General features: G+C 61.6%; 9 protein-coding genes. 4 read left to right on the plus strand and 5 right to left on the minus strand.

Annotated elements, in window-relative coordinates; translation table 11 throughout:
* Positions 1 to 203: 203 nt before the first annotated feature.
* A complete protein-coding gene (locus IVB24_RS12280; RefSeq protein ID WP_247773020.1) occupies positions 204 to 13,019 on the plus strand; it encodes a VCBS domain-containing protein in 12,816 nt (4,271 codons plus the stop codon).
* Positions 13,020 to 13,297: 278 nt separating this feature from the next.
* Here IVB24_RS12280 and IVB24_RS12285 read toward each other — a convergent pair whose 3' ends face one another.
* The gene (locus IVB24_RS12285) at positions 13,298 to 13,510 is read right to left on the minus strand and encodes a hypothetical protein (protein WP_247773021.1); all 213 of its coding nucleotides are present in this window, start codon (positions 13,508 to 13,510) and stop codon (positions 13,298 to 13,300) included.
* Between the two features lie 624 nt (positions 13,511 to 14,134).
* Here IVB24_RS12285 and IVB24_RS12290 point away from each other — a divergent pair.
* Positions 14,135 to 14,422 carry a hypothetical protein gene (locus IVB24_RS12290; protein WP_247773022.1) on the plus strand — a complete coding sequence of 96 codons (288 nt, stop codon included), beginning with the start codon at positions 14,135 to 14,137 and terminating at the stop codon, positions 14,420 to 14,422.
* An 82-nt stretch (positions 14,423 to 14,504) separates the two neighbouring features.
* Here IVB24_RS12290 and IVB24_RS12295 read toward each other — a convergent pair whose 3' ends face one another.
* On the minus strand, positions 14,505 to 15,242 hold the full coding sequence (locus tag IVB24_RS12295) for a metallophosphoesterase family protein (protein WP_247773023.1): 738 nt from the start codon (positions 15,240 to 15,242) through the stop codon (positions 14,505 to 14,507).
* 609 nt (positions 15,243 to 15,851) lie between these two features.
* On the opposite strand from IVB24_RS12295, the gene IVB24_RS12300 reads away from it, so the two are divergent.
* A complete protein-coding gene (locus IVB24_RS12300; RefSeq protein ID WP_346771370.1) occupies positions 15,852 to 17,282 on the plus strand; it encodes an undecaprenyl-phosphate glucose phosphotransferase in 1,431 nt (476 codons plus the stop codon).
* A gap of 38 nt (positions 17,283 to 17,320) precedes the next feature.
* Here the strand turns inward: IVB24_RS12300 and IVB24_RS12305 are convergent, their stop codons facing one another.
* From IVB24_RS12305 to IVB24_RS12315, 3 genes are all read right to left on the minus strand, one after another.
* The gene (locus tag IVB24_RS12305; protein WP_166466827.1) at positions 17,321 to 17,608 is read right to left on the minus strand and encodes a hypothetical protein; all 288 of its coding nucleotides are present in this window, start codon (positions 17,606 to 17,608) and stop codon (positions 17,321 to 17,323) included.
* Positions 17,609 to 18,076: 468 nt separating this feature from the next.
* The gene (locus IVB24_RS12310; RefSeq protein ID WP_247773025.1) at positions 18,077 to 20,305 is read right to left on the minus strand and encodes a Wzz/FepE/Etk N-terminal domain-containing protein; all 2,229 of its coding nucleotides are present in this window, start codon (positions 20,303 to 20,305) and stop codon (positions 18,077 to 18,079) included.
* A 32-nt stretch (positions 20,306 to 20,337) separates the two neighbouring features.
* Positions 20,338 to 20,832 (minus strand): hypothetical protein, encoded by a 495-nt coding sequence (locus IVB24_RS12315; protein ID WP_166469921.1) that lies wholly within the window; start codon positions 20,830 to 20,832, stop codon positions 20,338 to 20,340.
* 714 nt (positions 20,833 to 21,546) lie between these two features.
* Between IVB24_RS12315 and IVB24_RS12320 the strand changes: the two genes are divergently transcribed.
* Positions 21,547 to 22,749: an acyltransferase gene (locus IVB24_RS12320; RefSeq protein ID WP_247774079.1), complete on the plus strand. Its 1,203-nt coding sequence runs from the start codon at positions 21,547 to 21,549 to the stop codon at positions 22,747 to 22,749.
* Positions 22,750 to 22,756 lie beyond the last annotated feature (7 nt).

Here is a 22,756-nt window from a genome sequence, read left to right on the forward strand (position 1 = left end):
ACGCCGTTGGGCTGACGGCGAACCTTAACAATCAAGAAGGTTACGGGAGGAAGCTCACCATGCGCGACCGCACGATGTCACGCGTCGCATCCATACCACGTTCTGCTTTCGCCGATTGAATATTTCTACATCCGTACAACGCGAAGCCGCTTCCGCGCGCTCGCGAGCAATGCCCCTTGCTCCATTGAGAGAGATGAATCGCCATGATCATTAACGGCACCAATGCAAACGATCGGATCACCGGCACCAGCTCAGCTGACATCATCAATGCAAGAAATGGCGACGACACCGTCGGCGCCGGGGCAGGGAATGATCTCATTCAGGGCGGCAACGGCAACGACAACATCAATGCCGACTCGGGCAACGACATCATCGACGCCGGCAATGGCAACGACACGGTGGATGGCGGCACCGGCAACGACATCATTTTCGGCGGCAACGGCAACGACACGCTGCTCGGCGGAACGGGCAACGACCTGATCTCCGGCGACAACGGCGACGATATCATCGACGGCGGCGCCGGCACCGACATCGTTAGCGGCGGCAATGGTAACGACATCCTGATCTATCGTGCTTCAGAGAATGTGGGCTCGGTCGACATCTACGACGGCGGCAAGGGCCAGGACACGCTCCGTCTCGTCGTGACGCAAACGATGGCGAACTCGGCTTCGTTCAGATCCGATCTTGCGGCCATCCAGGCCCTTATCGCGCGCTATGGCAGTGCGGACTATGCGTTCAGGAGCTTCGACCTCACCGTCGCCTCGATCGAAAAAGTCGAAATCGTCATCGAAGGCCCGACCAATCACGCGCCGGTTGCATTCGCGGACACCGCCTCTGTCAAGGAGGACGTGACGACCGTTGCCAGCGGAAATCTCCTCGCAAACGACGCGGACGCCGATGCCAGCGATACCCACACCGTGTCGGCCGTAGCAGGGGGCACCGACAACGGCACCACGATCACCGTCGTTGGTACTTATGGAACGCTGTTGGTAACCAAGGCGACCGGCGCCTACACCTACACGATCAACAATGCCGGCGCCTCCGTGCAAGCCCTCGCCGCAGGCCAGCAGGCCACGGAGCAGTTCACCTACACCAACTCCGACAACCATGGTGGAACGGGCTCTTCGACTCTTGCGGTGACCATCACCGGCAGTAACGATGCGGCGACGATCACGGTGTCAGGGAGCCAGGATATTTCGGTGACCGAGGCCGGGAGCGTGGCCGGCGATCCCAGCGCATCGGGCCAGCTCGTAGTGCAGGACGCCGACATCGGACAAGCCCATTTCGCAGCCCCGGCCTCGTTGGCCGGGACCTATGGCAACTTCAATTTCAACGCGGCGTCAGGAGCCTGGACCTACACGCTTGATCCCGTGAAATCGAACCCGCTCGCCGCGGGACAGCACGTCACGGACACCCTGACGGTCGCCTCGTCCGACGGCACCGCCACATACGGTATCGTGGTCAACATCACGGGCACCAACGACGCGGCCGTGATCGGCAACCCCGTTCAGCACGACGTCACAGAGGACGGCGTCCTGACGGCGTCCGGCACGCTGTCAATCGACGATGTCGACCAGAACCAGAATTCCTTCCAGACCACCGTGGTCTCGCCGACCAGCAATCTCGGGACGCTGACGATCGGCACAAACGGCAACTACAGCTATTCGGTCGCCAACAGCTTCGTTCAATATCTCGGCCAGGGCGAGTCCCGCGACGAGACCTTCACCGTCAAGGCGCTGGACGGTACCACGAAGGACGTCACGTTCACGATCCACGGCGTCAACGATGCCGCCATCATCGGCGGCCCGACCCAGCACGACGTCACCGAAGACGGCCAGCTGACCGCATCGGGGCAGCTAACCATCAGCGATGCCGATCAAAATCAGGCCGCGTTCCAGGCCGGTGAGATCACGGTGCAGGGCAACATCGGCAAGGTGACGCTGCAGGCCGATGGTCACTACAGCTATTCCGTCGACAATTCCGCGATCCAGTATCTCGGTGCCAACGAGGTCAAGACGGAGACTTTCACGGTTACGTCGGTCGACGGCACGGCCGAGAATATCAGCTTCGACGTCCACGGCGCGCAGGACGCGCCAAACTTGAGTGTTCAGGACTCGTCGGGCGCAGCCGACGGAAACATCACGCTTCACATAGCGGCCGAGAAGGTCGATCTGAGCAGCACCTTGTCGGTGAAGATCGAAGGTGTCCCGTCGAGCTTTGCGGTACAGAACGGCGCAGCGATCGGGGACGGCGTCTGGCTAGTGACGGGCGACTCAATCCAGAGCGTCGTTCTGATCCCGAACCATGCCGTCGGCAGCTCTGATCCGTTCACACTGCAAGTCACTGCCATCTCCGACGACGGCGTTCATCAGGCGGTGAGCTCGGCCGCGCTCTCGCTGACCGTGACGTCCGGTGCCAACGAGATCAACGCGCTGGATATCGACGGCTATATCGGCGGCGCGACCGTATTTGCTGACGCCAACAACAACGGAATACTTGACGAAGGCGAGGCGCACACGACGACGCGGGCTGACGGCAGCTTTACGCTGGCGGGTGGATCCGGTCCGCTCGTGAGTATCGGCGGCGTCGATATCTCGACGGGGTTGCAGGTCGCCGGCGTCCTGAGGGCGCCGGAGGGCTCCACCGTCATCACTCCGCTGACGACGTTGATCGCCGCGCTGGTGGACAGCACGGCAAATGACGAGCACCCGCTGACGGCGGATCAGGCCATGAGCGCCGTGGCGGCCGCATTCAACCTCGATCTCACCGGAGGCGTCGACCTGAGGTCGTTCGACCCGGTGCCCGATGCGGTAAACAACGATGCCACCGCGACCGCGGTACTCGCGGCAGCCATCCAGGTCCAAAGCACCGTCGCCCAGGTGTCGGCCGTCGGCGTGGAGACGGGCGCGGTCATTACAGCCATTGCGAGCGCAATTACAGCGTCTCTGAGCGGCCCCGGTGCGCCCGTCTTCGATCTGGCCTCTTCGGATACGGTTCAGAGCGTCGTCACATCCTCCGGTGTCGATTCCGCGGCCGCCGCGACGGTGATCCAGGTTGTTGCTGCTGCGAACGACAGCATTCAGTCGGCCACGAACGTCACTGAATTGGCACAGGCCGGTCAGGTCGCTCAAGGCGCGGCTGCCGACCAACTCGCCGCGACCGATTTTTCGGTTCAAGAATCGATCAATCAGCTTACGGACCGTTTTGTCGACAATCTCGGCGCTGAGGTTACGAATGCCGTGCTGACGCCGGTTGGGAGCGCCTTGTTCGGCTCGCTCGGCGACGACGTGCTTTCTGGCGGAGGCGGCAACGATCTGATCGACGGCCAGGATGGCAATGACCGCATCAGCGGTGGCGACGGAAACGACATCCTCTTCGGCGGGGCCGGCAAGGACTATCTCGGCGGCGGATCAGGCGACGATATTCTCGACGGTGGCCCGGGCTTCGACCGCGCCATCTACACCGACGCAACCGGCGGCGTCACGATCAACCTCGCGACCGGAACGGCGTCCGGCGCTGGCGTTGGGACGGACACCCTCGTCAACATCGAAGCAGCCGTTGGCAGCGATTTTGCCGATACATTCAACGGAGCTGGCTTCACCGGCGATGCACGTGTCCCGGGTAGCCCTGTCGGCTACAACGAGTTCGAAGGCAGGGGCGGCGACGACACCATCATCAGCAACACCAACAGCCAGGGCGCTGAGCTGACGCGCGTCTCGTATGTCAGCGCCACCGGCGCGGTCACGGTGGATATCGTCGCCGGCTACGCACAGGGCGATGCATCGGTGGGCCACGACACGCTCGTCGGGGCCGGCTTCAACGGTGTCTGGGGCTCCGCGTATAGCGACACGATTCTGGGCAGCAACAACCCGATGTTCACCGCAGAGGTGTATTCGGGCTTTGCGGGCAACGACTACATCGACGGCCGCGGTGGCTACGACCGCGTGGACTACAACGTCGATCCGAACACCACGACGGGAATTACAGTCAATCTCGCCGCCGGATCTGTCACCGGCGATTCGACCGTCGGAACCGATACGTTGCGCGGGATCGAGGCGATCCGCGGCACCAACTTTGCCGATACCTACAATGCCGCCGGTTTCGGCTTTGGCAGCGTCAATGCCGGCTCGAACGGGACGTTCAACGAGTTCACCGGCAATGGCGGCGACGACTTGATCACCGGCAACGGCTTCACGCGGCTCGGTTTCAACAACGCGACGGGCGGAGTCCAAGTCGACTTCGTCACCGGCATTGCCACCGGCGATTCATCGGTCGGAACCGATCATTTCACCGGCGTCAACGCTGTCCAGGCCTCGATGTTCGACGACACGCTGCTGAGCGGGGCGACCAACGACACCTTCGCCGGCCTTGCCGGCAACGACTACATTGACGGCCGCGCCGGCTTCGACGTCTCGTCCTACAATAACATCTTCTTCACCACGGGAAGCATCACCGTCAATATGGCGGCCGGCATCGTCACCGGAGACGCCTCGAACGGCACGGATACGCTTCGTTCGATCGAGGGCATTCAGGGCACCAACTTCCAAGATACCTACGATGCGACCGGTTATGGGGTGACGGGCGCAAATGTCGGCAACAACGGAACCTTCAACCAGTTCAAAGGGCTGGGCGGTGATGACGTCATCACCGGTAACGGCAACACGCGCCTGATTTTCGCCAACGCGACCGGCGGGGTGACCATCAATCTCGCGGGCGGCACCGCCACCGGCGACGGCTCGACCGGTCACGACACGTTCACCGGCGTCAACAGCGCCCTGGGCAGCAACTTTGCCGACATCTTCGACGCAACCGGATTCTCCGGTCCGAGCGGGACCTCGTTCCAGGGGCAGGGCGGCGACGACCAGATCACGGGCAACGGCGCGACGCAGATCCAGTACAACAACGCCACTGCCGGCGTGACCGTCAACCTCACTGCGGGCACGGCCGACGGCGACGGATCGGTCGGCCACGACACCATCACGGGCGGCGTGTTCAATGTTCTGGGCTCCAATTTCAACGACACCATCATCGGCAGCGTCAGCAACGACAGTCTCTCCGGAAACGTCGGCAACGACATCCTGGATGGTCGTTCCGGCAACGATTTTCTAAGCGGCGGCGCCGGCGCGGACACCTTTGTCTATACCAGCGGGGGCGGCTTCGACTTCATCCAGGACTTCGTCCACGGCCAGAACGACAAGATCGATCTGACCGGGGTCTATGGCATCTATAGCCTTTTGGACGTGCAAGCGCATGCCGTGCAGAGCGGCCCCAACACGATCATCACATTTGGCTCAGGTGACAGCCTCACGCTTCAGAACGTCAATCTGGGCAGCCTGGTCGCCGGCGATTTCGTGTTCGGAACGCCCGCCGCGCCGATCGTCGGTGACGACAACGCCAATACTCTCGTCGGAACGGCCAACGGCGAGACCATCAGCGGTGTCGGCGGCAATGACCGGCTCCAGGGCATGGGCGGTAGCGACTACCTCGCTGGTGGTCTGGGCTTTGACCGCGCCATCTATACTGATGCGACCGGCGGCGTCTCCATCAACCTGACAGCCGGCACGGCGTCGGGAACGGGGGTCGGCACGGATACGCTCGTCAACATTGAGGGCGCGGTCGGCAGCGACTTTGCCGATACGTTCAATGCTACCGGGTTCACCGGCGCCAGCGGCATTCCCGGCGCCTCGGTTGGCCTTGCCGAGTTCGAAGGCAGGGGCGGCAACGACGTCATTATCGGCTCGATCAATGCGTCCGGTGAGATTCTTGGGCGTGTATCCTATGTCAGCGCCACGGCTGGCGTGACCATCGACATCGCGACCGGAACTGCCGATGGCGATGCCTCGGTCGGACACGATACGTTCAGCGCGGTCAATGCCATCGTCGGTTCCACCTATGCCGACACCTTGCTCGGCAGCGACAATCCTAATGGAACTTACGAGCAATACGATGCCCGCGGCGGCAATGATCTGATCGACGGCCGCGGCGGCTACGATTTCGCGAATCACAACAACGACCTGGCGACGACATCCGGTCTCACGGTCAATCTCGCCGCCGGCACGTTCACGGGCGACGCCTCGGTCGGCACCGACACGTTGCGTTCGGTGGAAGCGGTGCGCGGTACCAATTTCGCCGATACCTACAACGCCACCGGCTTCAGCGGCTCCAGCACCAATGCCGGCTCGTACGGCACCTTCAACAATTTCGAAGGCATGGGCGGCGACGATACCATCACCGGCAATAGTAACACCCGCCTTCAATATACGCTGGCGCTCGACGGCGTGACGGTCGATCTCTCGGCAGGCACGGCTCACGGCACCGCGGCGGGCGACGTCGCCCAGGTCGGCACGGACCACTTCACCGGCGTCAATGCGGTCATGGGATCGCTGTTTGACGACATCATCGACGGAAGCGGCGCCAATGAAAACTTCATGGGTCTTGCCGGCAACGACACGATCAATGGCGGTGGCGGATTCGATACCGCTCAATACGGCAACCTGACCTTCGTCACGGGCGGCGTGAACGTCAACATGGCGAGCGGCACGGTCACGGGCGATGCCTCCACCGGGGCCGATACCCTGCGCTCGATCGAGGGCATCCAGGGGACGATCTTCGCTGATACTTACAACGCGACCGGCTTCGGTCTGGCCGGCGCAGCCAACGTCGGCAACAATGGCAGCTTCAACCAGTTCGAAGGTCAAGGCGGCGATGACCAGATCACCGGCAACGGCAGCACACGGCTGATCTACACGAATGCCACCGGCGGCGTCACCGTCAGCCTGAGCGCTGGTTCGGTCACGGGTGACGTGTCGGTCGGGCACGACACCTTCACGGGCGTCAATAGTGCTTATGGCAGCAATTTCGCCGACACTTACGACGCATCAGGCTTCATCGGCTTCAATTCCTTCCAGGGTCTTGCGGGCAACGACCTCATCACCGGCAACGGCAGCACGCAGCTGCTGTTTGCCAACGCCACCGGCGGCGTCGTTGTCGATCTCGCCAGCGGCACCGTCAGTGGGGATGCCTCGGTCGGGCATGACATCATCACCGGCGGCGTGAACGGCGTATCCGGATCCGGCTTTAGCGATACACTGAAGGGCGGCAGTGGTGCCGACAATCTGCTCGGCAGCGGCGGCGCCGATACCTTCATTTACGTCAGCGGCGGCGGCGCCGATTTCATCGGCGACTTCTCGCATGCGCAAGCCGACAAGATCGACCTTTCGGGTGCAGGTATCTACAACCTCGCCGACGTGCAGGCGATCGCTTCGCAGCAGGGACCGAACACGTTCATCAATTTCGGCAATGGCGACGGCTTGACGCTGCAAAACGTGACTCTATCGAACCTGACTGCTGCGGATTTCGTCTTCGCGCCCGGCGTTCACCTGATCGGCGATGCCAACCCGAACACGCTGGTCGGCACAGTCTATGCCGACAATTTGAGCGGCCTCGGCGGCAACGACGTCCTGCAAGGCCTCGGCGGCAACGACCAGCTCGATGGTGGCCAGGGCTTCGACCGTGCCGATTACGGCGATGCATCGGGAGGCGTCATCGCCAATCTTGCGGCGGGCTCGGTGACCGGCCCGGGCGTCGGCACAGATACGCTGACGAATGTCGAGGGGATCCTCGGCAGTAATTATGCCGACACATTCAACGCGGCCGGGTTTACCGGCTCGACCGGTCTGCCCGGCGTGGCCGCCGGCCAGAGCGAGTTCGAAGGACGGGGCGGCGACGATAGCGTCGTCGGCGATCTCAACGCCCTGGAGCAGGCGGTGACGCGATTGTCCTATCTGAGCGCGACCAGCGCGGTCACGGTCGACATCGGGGCGGGAACCGCCGATGGCGACGCCTCCGTCGGTCATGATACCTTCTCCAACATCTCGACGATCTGGGGATCGGGCTACAACGACACGATCTACGGCAGCGACAATGCGGCCTTCACCTACGAGACCTATGAAGGTCGCGGCGGCGACGATTATATCGACGGCCGTGGCGGCTACGACCAGGTCACCTACAATTCGGACACGACGACCACGTCAGGCATCTATGTTCACCTCGCCGCGGGCGTCGTGAACGGCGATGCGACCGTCGGCACCGACACGCTGCGCAGCGTCGAGGCCGCGCGCGGCACCAACTTCGACGACACTTTCGACGCGACCGGGTTCGGTCAGGTCGGGGCGACCAATGTCGGCTCCTCCGGAACCTTCAACGACTTCGCCGGCGCCGGCGGCAACGACACCATCATCGGCAACGGCTCCACCCGCCTGAACTACCAGATCGCCGCTTCCAGCGTCAGCGTCGACCTCGAGACCAGCGTGATCGGGACCACCAATGCGGTCACGGTCGCCGGCAGCGCCACGGGCGCGACGGAGGGCACCGACACCTTCACCGGCGTCAATGCGGTGCAGGGGTCGACGTTCTCCGACACGCTGCTCGGGAGCAGCTTCAACAACAACTTCGCCGGCCTTGGCGGCGACGACTATATCGACGGCCGCGCTGGCTTCGACGTTGCCATCTACAACAGCCTCAGCACCGTCACGGGCGGCGTCACCGTCGACATGGCGGCGGGCACGGCGAGCGGCGATGCGTCGATCGGAACCGATACGCTACGTTCGATCGAGGGCATTCAGGGCACCGGCTACGCCGACAGCTATGTGGCGACGGGCTACGGCCTGGCCGGTGCGCTCAATATCGGCAACAATAGCAGCTTCAACCAGTTCGAGGGCCTCGGCGGCGACGATGCCGTCACCGGCAACGGCAACACCCGCGTCATTTACGCCAACGCGACTGCCGGCGTCACCATCAGCCTCCAGGCGGGAACGGCCAGCGGCGATGCCTCGGTCGGCCACGACACGTTCTCCGGTGTCAACAGTGCCACCGGCAGCAATTTTGCCGACCTGTTCGACGCGACCGGCTTCGCCGGCTTCAACGCCTTCCAGGGCCAGGGCGGTAACGACACCATCACGGGCAACGGCAGCACGCAGATCCAGTTCGGGAATGCGACCTCCAGCGTGATCGTCAACCTCGCCGCCGGTACCGCGGACGGCGACGGCTCGGTGGGGCACGACACCATCGTGGGAGGGGTGACCAACGTTGCGGGCTCGAACTTCAACGACACGATCACCGGTTCTGGTGGCAACGACCAGCTGTTCGGCAATGGCGGCAGCGACTTGCTCAGCGGCGGTGCCGGCAACGACGGCCTGAACGGCGGCATAGGTGCAGACACCTTTGTCTACGCTGCCGGCGGCGGCGCCGACACCATCGGAGACTTCCTGCAGAGCGATGCCGACAAGATCGACCTTACGGGGATCCCTGGCGTCTCGACCCTTGCCGACATTCAAGCGCTTGCCACGCAACAGGGGCCGAACACAGTCATCAACTTCGGCAATGGCGACACACTCACGTTGCTGAACGTGACGCTGTCGAACCTCACGGCTGCCGGCTTCGTCCTGGGGCAGGGCGTGCATCTCACCGGCGACGCCGGCGCAAATACGCTGGTGGGCACCGCCTACGCCGACAATCTGAGTGGCCTTGCCGGCAACGATCGCCTGAAGGGCCTCGACGGCAATGATCTGCTCGATGGCGGTCTCGGCTTCGACCGCGCCGACTATGTCGCGGCAACCGGAGGCATTACCGCAAATCTCGCAGCAGGCTTCGTGACCGGTTCAGGCGTCGGCACTGACACGCTGGTGAACGTCGAGGGCATCGTGGGCAGCGACTATGCCGACACGTTCAACGCCACAGGATTTGCAGGCGATACCGGCATTGCCGGCACCAATGTGGGCTTTAACGAGTTCGAAGGCCGCGGAGGGAACGACAGCATCACGGGAGCGGTGAACGGCCTGGGTGCGCTCCTGACGCGCATCTCTTATGCCAGCGCGACGGGCAGCGTGACCGTCGATTTGACAGCCCATTCGGCGACGGGAAATGCTTCGGTCGGCACCGATACCCTGGTGGGTTCGGGCTTTGGGGGGGTTGTCGGCTCCGGCTTTGCCGACCAACTGCTCGGCAGTGCCAACGGTCCGGGGACCGTGGAAATCTTCGAAGGCCGCGCCGACGACGACTTCATCGACGGCCGGGCTGGCTTCGACCGGGCGGACTACGCGCTCGATCCCGCCGCGGTGGGCGGGATCGACGTTCAACTGGCCTTGGGAACCGTGACGGGCGACGCCGCGACGGTCGGCACCGACACGCTAAAATCGGTCGAGTCCTTGCGCGGCTCGAACGCTGCGGACGTCTTCAACGCTGTTGGCTTCGGTGCGGGCAGCGCGAACGCGGGCTCCAATGGGACGTTCAACGAATTCATCGGCATGGGAGGTGACGACAGCATCGCCGGCAACGGAAACACGCGTATTTCGTTCACCAATGCGACGGGCGCGGTGGTCGTTGACCTGCAAACCGGTGCGACGCCCGGCACAGGTACCGCAAGTGGTGATGATTCCACGGGCCTCGATACCTTCAGCGGCGTCAACGCCGTGATGGCGTCCATGTTCAACGACATCATCCGCGGCAGCAACATTACAACGGCGACGGAGACGTTCACCGGCCTTTCCGGCGACGACTTCATCGACGGCCGCGGTGGGTTCGACATCGCCAGCTACAACAACCTCTACTTCTCCACCGGACCGGTCACCATCGACTTCACGGCGGGCACCGCGACCGGCGACGCCTCGATCGGCAACGATACGATCCGCGGGATCGAGGGGGCCCAGGGCACCAACTTCAACGATGTCTTCACGGCGACGAATTTTGGTGCCATCGGCTTCCAGAACGCCGCTGTCAACAACGTCGGCAACAACGGCAATTTCAACCAGTTCGAGGGTCTGGCCGGCGACGACACGATCACGGGCAACGGCAACACCCGTATCATCTACTCCAGCGCGACCGATGCGGTGACCATCAATCTGCAGGCGGGGACTGCAACCGGCGCCAGCTCGATCGGTTCCGACACCTATGTGGGCGTCAACAGCGCGACTGGCAGCAACCAGAACGACACCTACAACGCCGCGGGCTTCACCGGAGTGACCTCGGCCGGATCGTTCGGCACCTTCAACCTGTTTGAAGGCCTGCTCGGCAACGATACCATCACCGGTAACGGCAACACGCGGGTCTCGTATTCTCAGGCGAGCGGAGGCGGGGTTTCCGTCGATCTATCGACGGGAATTGTGAGCGGCGTGGCTGGCGCCGACGTCATCACGGGCGGTGTCAACAGCGTCCAGGGCTCGAACCAGGTCGACTTTCTGATCGGCGGCTCAAACAACGAGTTCTTCTTCGGCGGCGGTGCTGGCGACACGATCAATGCCGGCGGCGGCAATGACGGCATTACCGGCCAGGGCGGCGACGATTCGATCGATGGTGGCGCCGGCACCGACATGGTGATCTTCTCGGGCACGCAATCGCAGTACAACGTCGCGACGGCGGGAACGATCCAGGTTCAAGACACGGTTGTGGGCCGTGACGGCACCGACATTCTGACCAACGTCGAAGTGTTGCAGTTCAGCAATGCCATCGTGCTGCAGTCGGCGGGTACCTTGGGGAATCCGATCGATCTCTCGGCGCAGCAGTTCTCCAACTCTGCCCCCGTGATCGGAACGGCTGCAGATGATTATCTTCGTGTCGGAAGCAATATCTTCGGACACGTGCTCAATCTGGGGATCGGGACGGGCGATACGGTGCTGCTCAACGGCACCTTTGGCAACGGCTACACACTCAATTTCTCTGGCGTCGAAAACCTGGTCGGCAGCGGCAACGACGAATTCGTCAACCTCGTGACGACTGCCAGCGGACTGGTCGTTGACCTCGGGGGCGGCAATGATCAGCTCAATCTCGCGGGTGGCGCCAATACGCTTAGCTTGATTGGCGTCGAGGCAATCGCCGGATCCGATTTCGGTGCGACGCCTGGCATCAACGACGTGCTCACCTTGTCGACGACGGTCACGGGCCTGAACATCAGCCTCGGCAACGGCGACAATACGATGAATCTCGCTGCCGGCGCGAACTCGTTCGTGAACATCTACGATGTCAATCACGTGCACGGAACCGCGAGCGACGATATCTTGACGGTAACCGGTGCGATCGCGGCTGCCAACGGCGTCGCGATCGACCTCGGCGATGGCGAGGATACGATCGCCCTCAACGGAAGCTACGCTGCGTTCGCCGCGATCGGCGTCGAGCACATCAGCGGCAATTCAGGGGATAATTCGCTCAGCCTGACAAATGACGTCGCCGGAATCGCTATCGATCTGGGCGGCGGAAACGACTTCGTGTCTCTCGCCAATGGCGTCAACTCGCTCAGCATCAACGGCGTCGAGAACCTCAACGGCAGTGATTTCACCGGAAATCTCAATCCATCGGACGATTCGGTCACGCTGTTGACTACGGTGTCCGGCGTGACGGTCAATCTCGGGGAGGGAACGGCTAACGTTCTCAACCTCGCCGCAGGCAGTAATTCGTTCGACAATCTGTGGAACGTGAACCTGCTGAACGGGAGTTCATCGGATGACACTCTGACCCTGCAGGGCAGCCCGGCGAACGTGATCGATCTCGGGAACGGCAACGACACCCTGAACTTCAACGCGAATGTCTACGACATCACGGTGACCAACGTCGAAACCGTCAATGCCGCCGCGAATTTCGACCGGATTACGATCGGCAACACGTCGGGCAATACCACGATTACCGCGGGCGCGGGCGCGGACGAGATATTCGCCAGCGCGGGTCATGACAACTTCCGCTTCGTCAGCACCGCAGACTCCGCCGCGGGTGCTGCCGATACCATTTACAACTTCGATGCGGACAATGACAGCTTCACGTTCTCGGGTATCAGCGTCGCGGGTGGTCACATCGAGTATGTGGATGGGGCAGCCTTGTTAGGCGGCAACCAGGCTTCGGCCCATCTTCAGAATTTCGGGCCGGGCAACGATCTACTTCAGATCGATATCAATGGCGACGGAACGAGCGATATGGATGTGAGCCTGCAGAATGCGACGGGCGCGCTGCACAACGGCAACTTCCTTCTGAGCTGAGGGGGCACCGGATTCGGAGCAAGCGTCGGCGGTCCCGCCGTTTGTCTCCGGAGCCGTCGTCCTGGCAATCGCCGCTGGGCTTTAAGACGTGCACCTTGGCGGCCGGATCGCGTCTGGCTGGCTTCCTATCCGCGGGAAGCCATCGGAGCAGTCTGCGTGCGCGCCCAAGCAAAGACCGCCGCCACCGGCTATCCGGCAAAACGGCGGTCTCTGATCAAAGTTGGCCGGGTCGAAGGCGGCTGGCTTCTCAGGAGGCTGCTAGCCAAGCGCTCCCCCGCTCACCGAGCGTACCAATAGCCCCACCAGCGCTGTGACACCGGACGCGCCTGCGCCTTCATGGCGGCGACTTCATCGACGGAGCGAAGCTGCGGGCCGTAGATTGCGGGCGGATAGACGTCATCCCACAGCACGACCCCGGTTTGCGCGTAGGCCGCGCGCTGATGTGCCGGAGCAAGCGCGAGCTCGGCGGCCGGCGCTACGGATGCTGTCAAGACGAGTCCGAGAGCGGACAGGGCAATGGATGGAATAAGAGCGCGAACGGTCATTAGATTGAATCCCTCGTAATATGAGATGCGAAATAATGCGACGGGCCCCGAATGGTTGCAAGGGATGGATTGGCCGGTTGGCCCGAAATTTCCTGTTCGTTGGGAAGCGCGCCAGGTCCATCCAACGGCAGCAGGTTTGGACGGACCGTGGTGCGAGGGCATCTCTCTATATAGAGTGGCCCTAATAGACGGATCTTGATCGGTGCGGCCGATGAAGGGAATGCTTTGCTGCATGCACGTGAGAGGTCAGGCATGAACAATCTTTCGGCGCCCGAAGTCGGCAAGAACCATGATGTCGACACACTGCTCGCTCTTGATGAGTCTCGACTATCCAGGGCTATCCCCATGACTTCTGCATTCCTCTCCGCTTTCATCTTCAGTGCTGGCCTCACCTTGGGATACGCACTGCGTGCTTGGCGCGTCCAACGAAGCCCTGCCAATTCATCCTGCGGCGCCTCGCGCCGAATGGATGAGCCGACTCCCACCTCGACGTTCGGCCACGTCCGACGCGCCTTTTAGGCAGCGCTCGACGAACTGGCGGATTTCACTGACACGAATGGGCATGACGAGATGAGTGAACCCAAGAACGACGCGCCGCGACGCTACATCGTCGATGGCGCCGGACAACGCGTGCTTGTCGGGCTGACGATCTCGGAGACGGTCGAGTTCGAAGCGCTGGATCATCCGGGCTCCCGCCCTGGCGCCGACTTGCTAGTCGAGGCGCGCCGTGTCCAGGACAGACATCAGGACGGACATGGGAAGCGTTGGCTGGAGCTTTACGTCGAGCACGAGCGAGCCTGGAACGATTGGATGGCCGAAACACGTGCGCGGCTGGAACAGCCGCGCTTGCTCAACTAGATCCCGCCGAGGTCGATGTCATCCTGGTCGCGAGACGGTTTCGACCGGCCGATGGAGAAGTCGTCGCGACCAAGTCTCCACCTCACACCGCGAGCATGCGGCTACCCTGGATGCTCATCAGGGTGAGGTTGCCGGTCGCATAGGCGCCGGTGTCGATGTTGACGCGGTTCGCCAAGAATTCGGCACTGCGGACCGGCGTGTGGCCATGCACGATATACTTGCCGAACTGCTCCTCGCTGCGCAGGAACTCATCGCGAATCCAGAGCAGATCGTGCTCCGTCTGCTGGGCCAATGGAATGCCGGGGCGAACGCCGGCGTGGGCGAAGAAGAAATCTCCGCAACTGAAGCTCAGCCGCAGATTGTCGAGGAATTCCAGATGCTCGGTGGGCATCGCCCGAATCAAATTGCGCATGATCGTTGCCGGCTCGTCGCGCCTCAAGTCCGGCGGGGCAAGCCCGTAGGACATCAGCGTCTGGGTCCCGCCGACGGCAATCCAATCCTCGAACAGTGAAGGGTCTTCGAACACATTCACCAGAAATGCCTCGTGATTCCCTTTGAGGAAAACCGCGTTGCCCCGGCGGCTTCGTTCGATCAGGACGTCGAGGGTGGAGCGCGTATCCGGGCCACGATCGATGTAATCGCCCATGAAGACCTCGATCGCGTAGCGCGGCCGGCTGCAGGCAACGTCGGCGTCGATCACGCGCAACATCGGCTGGAGCAGATGCGCGCATCCGTGAATGTCCGAGATCGCATAGATGCGAACTCCCTCCGGCAATTGCGGTTTGGGAACAGGCGGGCGTGGTCGGGCGAGAGATATCATGGTGCTCAATCGATCGGGTGGTCGAAAAATTCCCCAAGTCGCCGGCACCGGAGAGCTTCCATCTAACACAGACAACGTGAGGTCGGTGGAGAGCGCCCTTGTTGTCCGGCTCGATCACGCCAAAAGAAGGGCGGCAGCTTTTGCCGACCTTGTCATACGATCGCGGTGCGAACGGATGGTCCTTAAGAATTGCATCGCTCAAGGCGAGAGCGCGGCAAAGATGCATGCCGGGCGCAATTCTGCATTTCGCGCGAAGATAGAAAATCATCGGAATGCCCGCAAACGACTGGCCGTCGGCCGCCGAAGGATTGCATCGCCTGAAAGTTGAGCGAAGAGTGGCTCACACGACGGCAAAGCATCGCGACGGGCGGTGGAACTTGAGTCAAAATAGGGCAGCGCGTTCGCTCGTGTGTCGGCACTGTGACGACATTTTCAGCGCGCCGAATTTCACGTCGCTATTCAACACGCAGCATCATTCGTGCGCCGCAAAACTTTTGCGTGCAGCGCCACAATGTCGCTGCGATCACGCAACACGTTCCGTGCGGGGAAGTGACGAGTCTTCAGCATCACGATGAGCGTCAGACACTCTCTCGATAGGCAGAGGTTCGAATGGCTGTTGCAACTTACGGTTCTGAAAACGCTCGCGCGCTGTCGTCGACGCGAGGTGGCGCTCTTCAGAGGCCATTTCAGATCGTCGTCATGGCTGCTGACTTTCTGCTGATCTTGTTGAGCTATGCCGCCGGGGCTTCGCTGTACGGCGCGGCCGTCGCTTCGCCCACCGACGGTGCTTCGGTGGGAGCGGGATTATTCGTCGGCGTGGTGTTCGTCGCGGTCGCCTATTTCCGGGACGTCTATGCCACGCACCGGCTGCTTAATATCGTCTGGCAGCTTCGAAAGGCGGTGTTTATCTGGCTGACGTCGCTGACGATCCTCGCCGTTGCGGCCTTCTTGCTGAAATCAACCGACAATCTGTCCCGCGGCACCGTCATCGTGTTCGCCGTGATCGGCGGACTTGGCTTGGTCAGCCTCCGCTTCGTCTGGCAGGCGGTGTTCGCTACGAGCTTTGCGAGAAGCCGGCTGGTCGATCGCAAGGTGATCCTGCTCAGCCTCAAGCCGCTCGACTTCACCTCCAGCCGCTTCAAGGACCTGCGGAGAAACGGCTTCGACGTGATGCGCCATTTCGTGCTTGGCGACGAGCGGGATGACGGCCATTGGGAGCGGCAGATTCGCGATGTGATCCGTCAGTCGCGCTCGGCCGATGTCGATGAATACCTGCTTGCGATCGACTGGAACGAATTGCCGATGCTCCGCAAGCTCGGACCCTATCTGCGCGCGGTCCCACAGCCGATACGCCTACTGCCGGACGATCCGATCGCCGATCTTGTGGCTCGTCCCTTCCTGCCGGTTAGTGGGACCGTCGCGGTCGAAATCCAGCGGCCGCCTCTGACCATTCTCGAGCGGTTGCAGAAGCGCTGTCTCGATGTCGGCGTGGCTCTGTTCGCGCTCGTGATCCTGACGCCGCTGTTGCTCGCCGTTGCCGTGCTTATCAAGCTTGATTCCCCGGGGGCCGTCATATTCCGCCAGTCGCGCCGCGGCTTCAATGGCAAGCCGTTCGAGATCTGGAAGTTCCGCAGCATGACCGTTTGCGAGAACGGCGAAACGATTGCCCAGGCGACCAAGCAAGATGCCCGCGTCACCAAGATCGGGCGCTTCCTTCGCATGACGAGCATCGACGAACTGCCGCAGCTCTGGAATGTGCTGCGCGGGGACATGTCGCTCGTTGGGCCGCGTCCGCACGCTCTGGCCCATGACAATTACTATGATGAACTCATCAGCAAGTACGTCTACCGCCACCACATGAAGCCGGGCCTGACCGGCTGGGCCCAAGTGAACGGCTTCAGGGGAGAAACTCCGACGATTGATCTGATGGAGAAGCGGGTCGAATATGACGTCTGGTACGTCAGCAACTGGAGTATTTGGCTCGACCTGAAGATTATGGTCCGGACAGCCTCCGCCGTGATGTTCCAGGAAGCCTACTAGTCGTTCAGTTCTTCACTGTCCGGAATCGGATCGAAGGATCAGGTTCCGTCTCTCGATGACCTGCTGAAGAGCCGCATGATCGCATCGCGCAAGGCGAGCAACGGCGGCACCAGCACGAAGAAAGCCCCCATCGCGACGGAAACGATGACATGGCGGACCGAGAAGGGTTCGTCCCGCTCGATTTCCCGTTGGCTCGGGTCGATGGGTGCGGGTGAGAGCGTCGTCGCCATCGCCTGCGGACGCGGTTTCCGCGGGGGAACAACGATCAACACGAACAGGATGTTGAGCAGAACCCAAATGGTCAAAATCGTCAGGACGATCAGCATTCCGAGCCACCGGCAAAGGACTATAAATATGGGTTGAGGTTAGCCTCAGGGAACCCAGAAAGAAAGATGCCAAGTTTCAGCATTTTGAAGCATCGAGGACCCGGATCGCCTGGTTTTGCCGATCAAGGGTTGCCAATTGGCGCACTGTTCTAGCCATCGTCGTCGTCGTCAATCCTTGCTTTTGGCTAGGGCAACAACCGTAGTTTGTGGATTCCGGAGGAATACGGGGGCCTCCGCTGCCGCGGTCTCGTGTGGGTAGGCGCCCTCGATCGCCTTCAGGCGAACAGTTCCGCGAAACGCAAAAAGGGCCCGCTGCCAAATGGCCGCGGGCCCGAGGTCGTTCCAGTTCGGCGCGACGTCGCGCCTCCTAAGAGGCGATGCGATCAGGATGAATCGTCATCGCGCTTTGGGTTGTCGTCTGAGCATGATCTTTTCGGAAAACCGCTGCGCACATTTCCGGACCGTGCTTTAGGCATGTTCGACGTAGTAACTGTTGTGGTGCTTGCCCTTATACGCCTCGATGCGCTTGAGCATCTTCGGGTTGGCGCGGTTGAGCACGGCGCCGAGCAATTTCTTCTGCAGGACTTCCGATCCCGAAATCGATTCCTGAAGAGCGCTTCGTGTCGTCTGGCCCCATTCGATCACGTAGACCATGGCGTCGATCAGGAAGCTGACGGCCTTTGCATCCGCCACCGGCATCACCGGCGCAAGGTCGATCACGATGTACTCATAGTGCTCTTTCAGCACCTTGAGCAGCTCGGCCATCGCCTTCGATCCAATGACGTCGGCCGAATTGACCATGCGGGAGGCCACGACGGACGGCAGGAAATCAAGCCCCGTCTCCTTGCTTCGTTGCACGTGGTAGCCCAGGCTGGCCGGATCGTTGAGCGCCTCGACCAGTCCGGTCGTGGCGTTCGGCGCGAGTTCGCGCGTGAGCGAGCGCGTGTGCAGGTCGCCGTCGATCAGGATCGTGCGATGTCCGGTGAGGGCGATCAACTGTGCGAAGTTGGCCGCCACCGTCGTTTTTCCCTCCTTGGGGAGGGATGATACGATGCCGATCACCTTGATCTCGCGGGTCAGGCGCGCAACGTCGATCGACACCTTGATGTTGCGCAACGTCTCGGCAAACCGCGAGAACGGATGATCGACGACGTAACGGGACAGGTTGGGTGGACCGTTTCTCGCAGACGTCAACAACGCGCCTGTCTTGGTCGGTGGACGAATGTCGGGCAGGACTCCGAGGCACTTCACGCCGAGCTCATCCTCGACCTCTCCGGGCGTCCGCAAGACATCGCTCAGCATTTCACGCCCGAATGCGACGCCAAAGCCGAGACAGAGGCCGCCCACGAGACCGCCGACCAGCGCCAGGACCGTACGCGGCGAACTCTTGCGATCCGGCTTGTTCGCAGTGCTGATGAGGCGCGACTCGCTGAGCGGAAAGCTCTGATTCTGCGTCGCGCTTTGCAGCTTCTCGAGGAAATTGTTGTAGAGATTGCGATAGGTGTCGGCCGCGCTTTCGAGGTCGCGCAACTGGACCTCGGCCTGGCCGGTGTGGCCGGCCTGGGCGACGAGATCCTTTACACTCTTGTCGAGAGAAGCCTCCCGGCTCTTGGCGATCTCGTAGTCGCTGCGGTAGGCGTCTCCGATCCGATGCAGTTCGTCCGCCATGTTCTTGCGGATTTCATCCATCTTGTTGGCCAGATTGACGGCGGCAAGATGGGTCTTGCCGTAACGCTTGGACCAATCGGAATATTGAGCCGCGAGATCGAGATATTGCGCCCGCAGGCGCGTGATGACCGAATTGTTGAGGGCGTCGGTCACGGTGGATTGTGCGACGTCCTGGTCCGAGATCGTGTTGATCCGGTCGAGTTTCGCCTTGGCTTCGGCCGTCGCTGCCCGCGCTTGAACCAGCTGCGTGTTGAGGTCGGACAATTGCTGTTCGGACATCAGGCCGCGGCTGGTTCCGACGATGTTGTGCTCGGCCTTGAAGGTCTGCACGGCACGGTCGCTGGCGGTTGCCTGCGCACTCAGCTCGATGCTGCGCTGCTGAAGCCATTCGGTTGCCCGCTTGGTGGACTGATATTTGGCTTCCAGCGCGCCGACCAGGTAGGCGTTGGCAATGGCGTTGACGATCTTGGCGGCTTTGTCGGGGCTCCGGGAGCGATAGTTCAGCGACAGGACATAGGTCGTCAGGACGCGCTCGGTTCTCAGGTTCTTCTGGACCGCCTCGACCACAGCATGTTCGAGCTGCTCCTGCGACGCCGGTTCGCCGGAACTGAACAGCGACATGACCTTGCCGAGGACAATGGACAGAAGGCCCGGTTTGGAGCCGTTGAACTCCGGATCCTCAGTCAACTTCAGGCGACGGACGACCGAAAGGATCAGGTCGTCCGAATTGATCACCTCGACCTGGCTGTCGACATAGCCCGTGTCGATCAGGGCGCTGTTGGCGTTGCTGTCCTTGTCCAGCACCTGGGCCTGGCGCGTATCCATCATGATGCGGGCATTGGCCGTGTACATGGGTTGCGCCGTGGCCAGATAGACGATCACCAGGGCCAGCGAAGCACCAGTACAGGCTGCGATGATCGGCCATTGCCGGCGCAGGACGTCGGTCACGCGCTCGAAGCTGAGGACGGCCCCGCCGAATTCGATACCGAATCGGTGTCCCGACTGGAAATGTTCTCTAGGCTGATACATTTGTTAATTCGCTGCCTTTTGACGATCGCTGATCAATTCGGAAGGGGGACGGGCTTGAATGGGTTGGCCAGCTTGGTCTTCCACTCGCCTCCGAGCAGCGCGCTGCCTCGAGGCGGTTGCCCAGGTCCCTTGTCTTGCGATTGAGCTTGGGCGCCGGAGGCGTCGTCTCCCGCGGCGGCATAGCCTGCCTGCACGTTGAGATCGCCGATTCGCTGCACGAAATCCCTGATCTTGCGTGCGGCGTCCGGCTTCTTCGACGTGCATCGCCCTTCGGCAATCCTCAGCGCGGCGCCGATGGACGAGCGATCGGTCGAAGCCGAAGCGGAGATGAGCGTCTGCACGGACGGCAACACCGACGGGCTTGTGGCGATATAGTTGGAGAGCCGATATCTCAGCTTCTCCTTGTCATTGCGCAGCCGCTCGAGGAGCGAGGAGGGCGATTTTACGAAAGTGTCGAGTTCGAGCTGTGAGGCACGATCGGAAAGTTCGACGCACTGGGCGCGGCAAGCATCGATACTCCCGACCATCAAGGCTGAACCCGCCAAGATGATTGGTAGCCATCGCGATCTCGCAAGAAGACGTGTTAGTCCGCAACCCATCCGTGTCCCTTCCTCCCTGTTGCAATAGGAGAACACACGAAACCTGGCAGGTAACTGTGTCAATTTTTGTGCGACGCAAAAGATGCGCGCGTGTGTGCTCTACGACAACGCGTGCACTCCCTTTTCCCGATCGGTTGCAAAATGAAGTTATGCAATGCCTGCGAGATCGGCGCCTGCGAGATCGGCAGTCCCGCGCCTAGGAATGTTGCAAACTGAAAAAATTTGAGGCGCTGCACGTCGAAGTGTCGCGAGCATGCGTCGCAAAACCGACACAAGTCCCCACCCGAGTCATTGTTCCAGTCCGAGAAAAAATTATGACCCGATAGGCGCAGCAGCGTGCATGCGAGAGACCAAGCGTCTTTGTGGGTCGCGTTGATCGCAACAGCGCCGAATTTCGCGCACACTTTGCACGCAAATACTCGCAATCATCTCGCCCGAATTGATTTGCGCGCCGACGCAGGTCGATCTCAGGCAAAAAGTGGCGTGAACTTGGCGCTCGCATGTCCGAATGATCTGCGAGCGTTGAAATTTTCGTCGCCCCTCATGCGTCGAATGCGAATCCACGATCGCAGAGATTGAACGCGCGCAAGACCTGATACACACTGCTGCGATGCAATAGCTGGGAATGTTGATGTGACGGAGATGGTTCATCGTGAGAAGGCGCATGTCCTGCCGCTCGACAGCATTCGGGGGATCGCCGCGACGTCGGTGGTGATACATCATCTGCTGCTGATGCCGACCTTCCTCGCGGCGTTCCCGCACAATGCGTGGATCAACTGCTCGTTCTTCAGAAGCTCCTGGCTACTGGTCGATCTGTTCTTCGTTCTCAGTGGGATCGTCATGTCGCTCAGCTACGTCGAGGGCGACTTCGGGCGCTTCTCGCTGCGTGAGTTCATGGTGCGGCGCCTGGCGCGGGTCTATCCGCTGCACATCGTCATGCTGATGGCAAATCTTCTGTTTCGACTTCTGCGGATCGGTTTGGTCACGGCTGGCGTCGTGGTGGCCGCGCCGGCGGCGTTCGAAGTGAACAATGCCTATTCCTTCGGACTCAACGTCCTGCTGCTGCATTCGATGGGGTTCATCGACTATCTCAGCTGGAATGCGCCGAGCTGGAGCATCAGCGTCGAATTCTATACATATCTGGTGTTTGGCCTGATCGTGCTGCTTGCCCAGCGCATGCGGTCCCTGCTCTGGTTCTACGTTCTCTGCGGGACGCTTGCGATTGGAAGTCTGGTCGTTATCATCTTCGTTCTGGACAAGAGGAGCCTCGGGCTCCAGACCGATTTCGGCATCTTGCGCTGCTTCGTGAGCTTCTTTCTGGGCGTGCTGACGGTGAGGATCGTCGATCGCCTGCCGGCCAAGCCGGGTCCTGCCGTGCAGGGCGCGCTGCAATTCGCCGCCATGATCGCGAGCATCGTGCTGGTGTCCCTGGCGGAGACCAATCCTGCGGCAACGTTCCTTGCGCCGGTGACGTTCGCGATCTTCCTCGGTAGCTTGCTGGCCTTTCCTGACGCGCTGTTGGTGCCGCGGATCCTGGTGGTCAAGCCGCTGGTCTGGCTCGGCAAACGGTCCTACTCGATCTACATGGTACATGCGCTCGTGGTGCTGCTCGCCGAATATTTCGTGCGGGCCGTCGGGGCAGGGCGGATCGCCGCGCTGGATTCGGTCTGGGCAGGCCTGCCGGCGACCTTGAACCTCGTGGTCTCGCTGGCCGCCGTGCTGGCGGTCTCGCACTTCACTTATCTCTACGTCGAAATCCCCGGCGGCAAGTTCATGCGAAATGCGCTCGGAAGCCGTCGGGATTTCGCGCGATCTTCCGCGCAATCGGCGCGCCTGACGAACTGAGTCTAAT

Origin of the sequence: Bradyrhizobium sp. 192, from assembly GCF_023100965.1 — a bacterium.
GTDB classification, from domain to species: Bacteria; Pseudomonadota; Alphaproteobacteria; order Rhizobiales; family Xanthobacteraceae; genus Bradyrhizobium; species Bradyrhizobium symbiodeficiens.

Excerpts from the sequence above, each read along its gene's own strand:
- IVB24_RS12320 (WP_247774079.1), top strand. The coding sequence starts at position 21,547 with ATGGTTCATCGTGAGAAGGCGCATGTCCTGCCGCTCGACAGCATTCGG.
- IVB24_RS12300 (WP_346771370.1), top strand. The coding sequence starts at position 15,852 with ATGGCTGTTGCAACTTACGGTTCTGAAAACGCTCGCGCGCTGTCGTCG.
- IVB24_RS12310 (WP_247773025.1), bottom strand. The coding sequence starts at position 20,305 with ATGTATCAGCCTAGAGAACATTTCCAGTCGGGACACCGATTCGGTATC.
- IVB24_RS12295 (WP_247773023.1), bottom strand. The coding sequence starts at position 15,242 with ATGATATCTCTCGCCCGACCACGCCCGCCTGTTCCCAAACCGCAATTG.
- IVB24_RS12280 (WP_247773020.1), top strand. The coding sequence starts at position 204 with ATGATCATTAACGGCACCAATGCAAACGATCGGATCACCGGCACCAGC.
- IVB24_RS12290 (WP_247773022.1), top strand. The coding sequence starts at position 14,135 with ATGAGTGAACCCAAGAACGACGCGCCGCGACGCTACATCGTCGATGGC.
- IVB24_RS12315 (WP_166469921.1), bottom strand. The coding sequence starts at position 20,832 with ATGGTCGGGAGTATCGATGCTTGCCGCGCCCAGTGCGTCGAACTTTCC.
- IVB24_RS12305 (WP_166466827.1), bottom strand. The coding sequence starts at position 17,608 with ATGCTGATCGTCCTGACGATTTTGACCATTTGGGTTCTGCTCAACATC.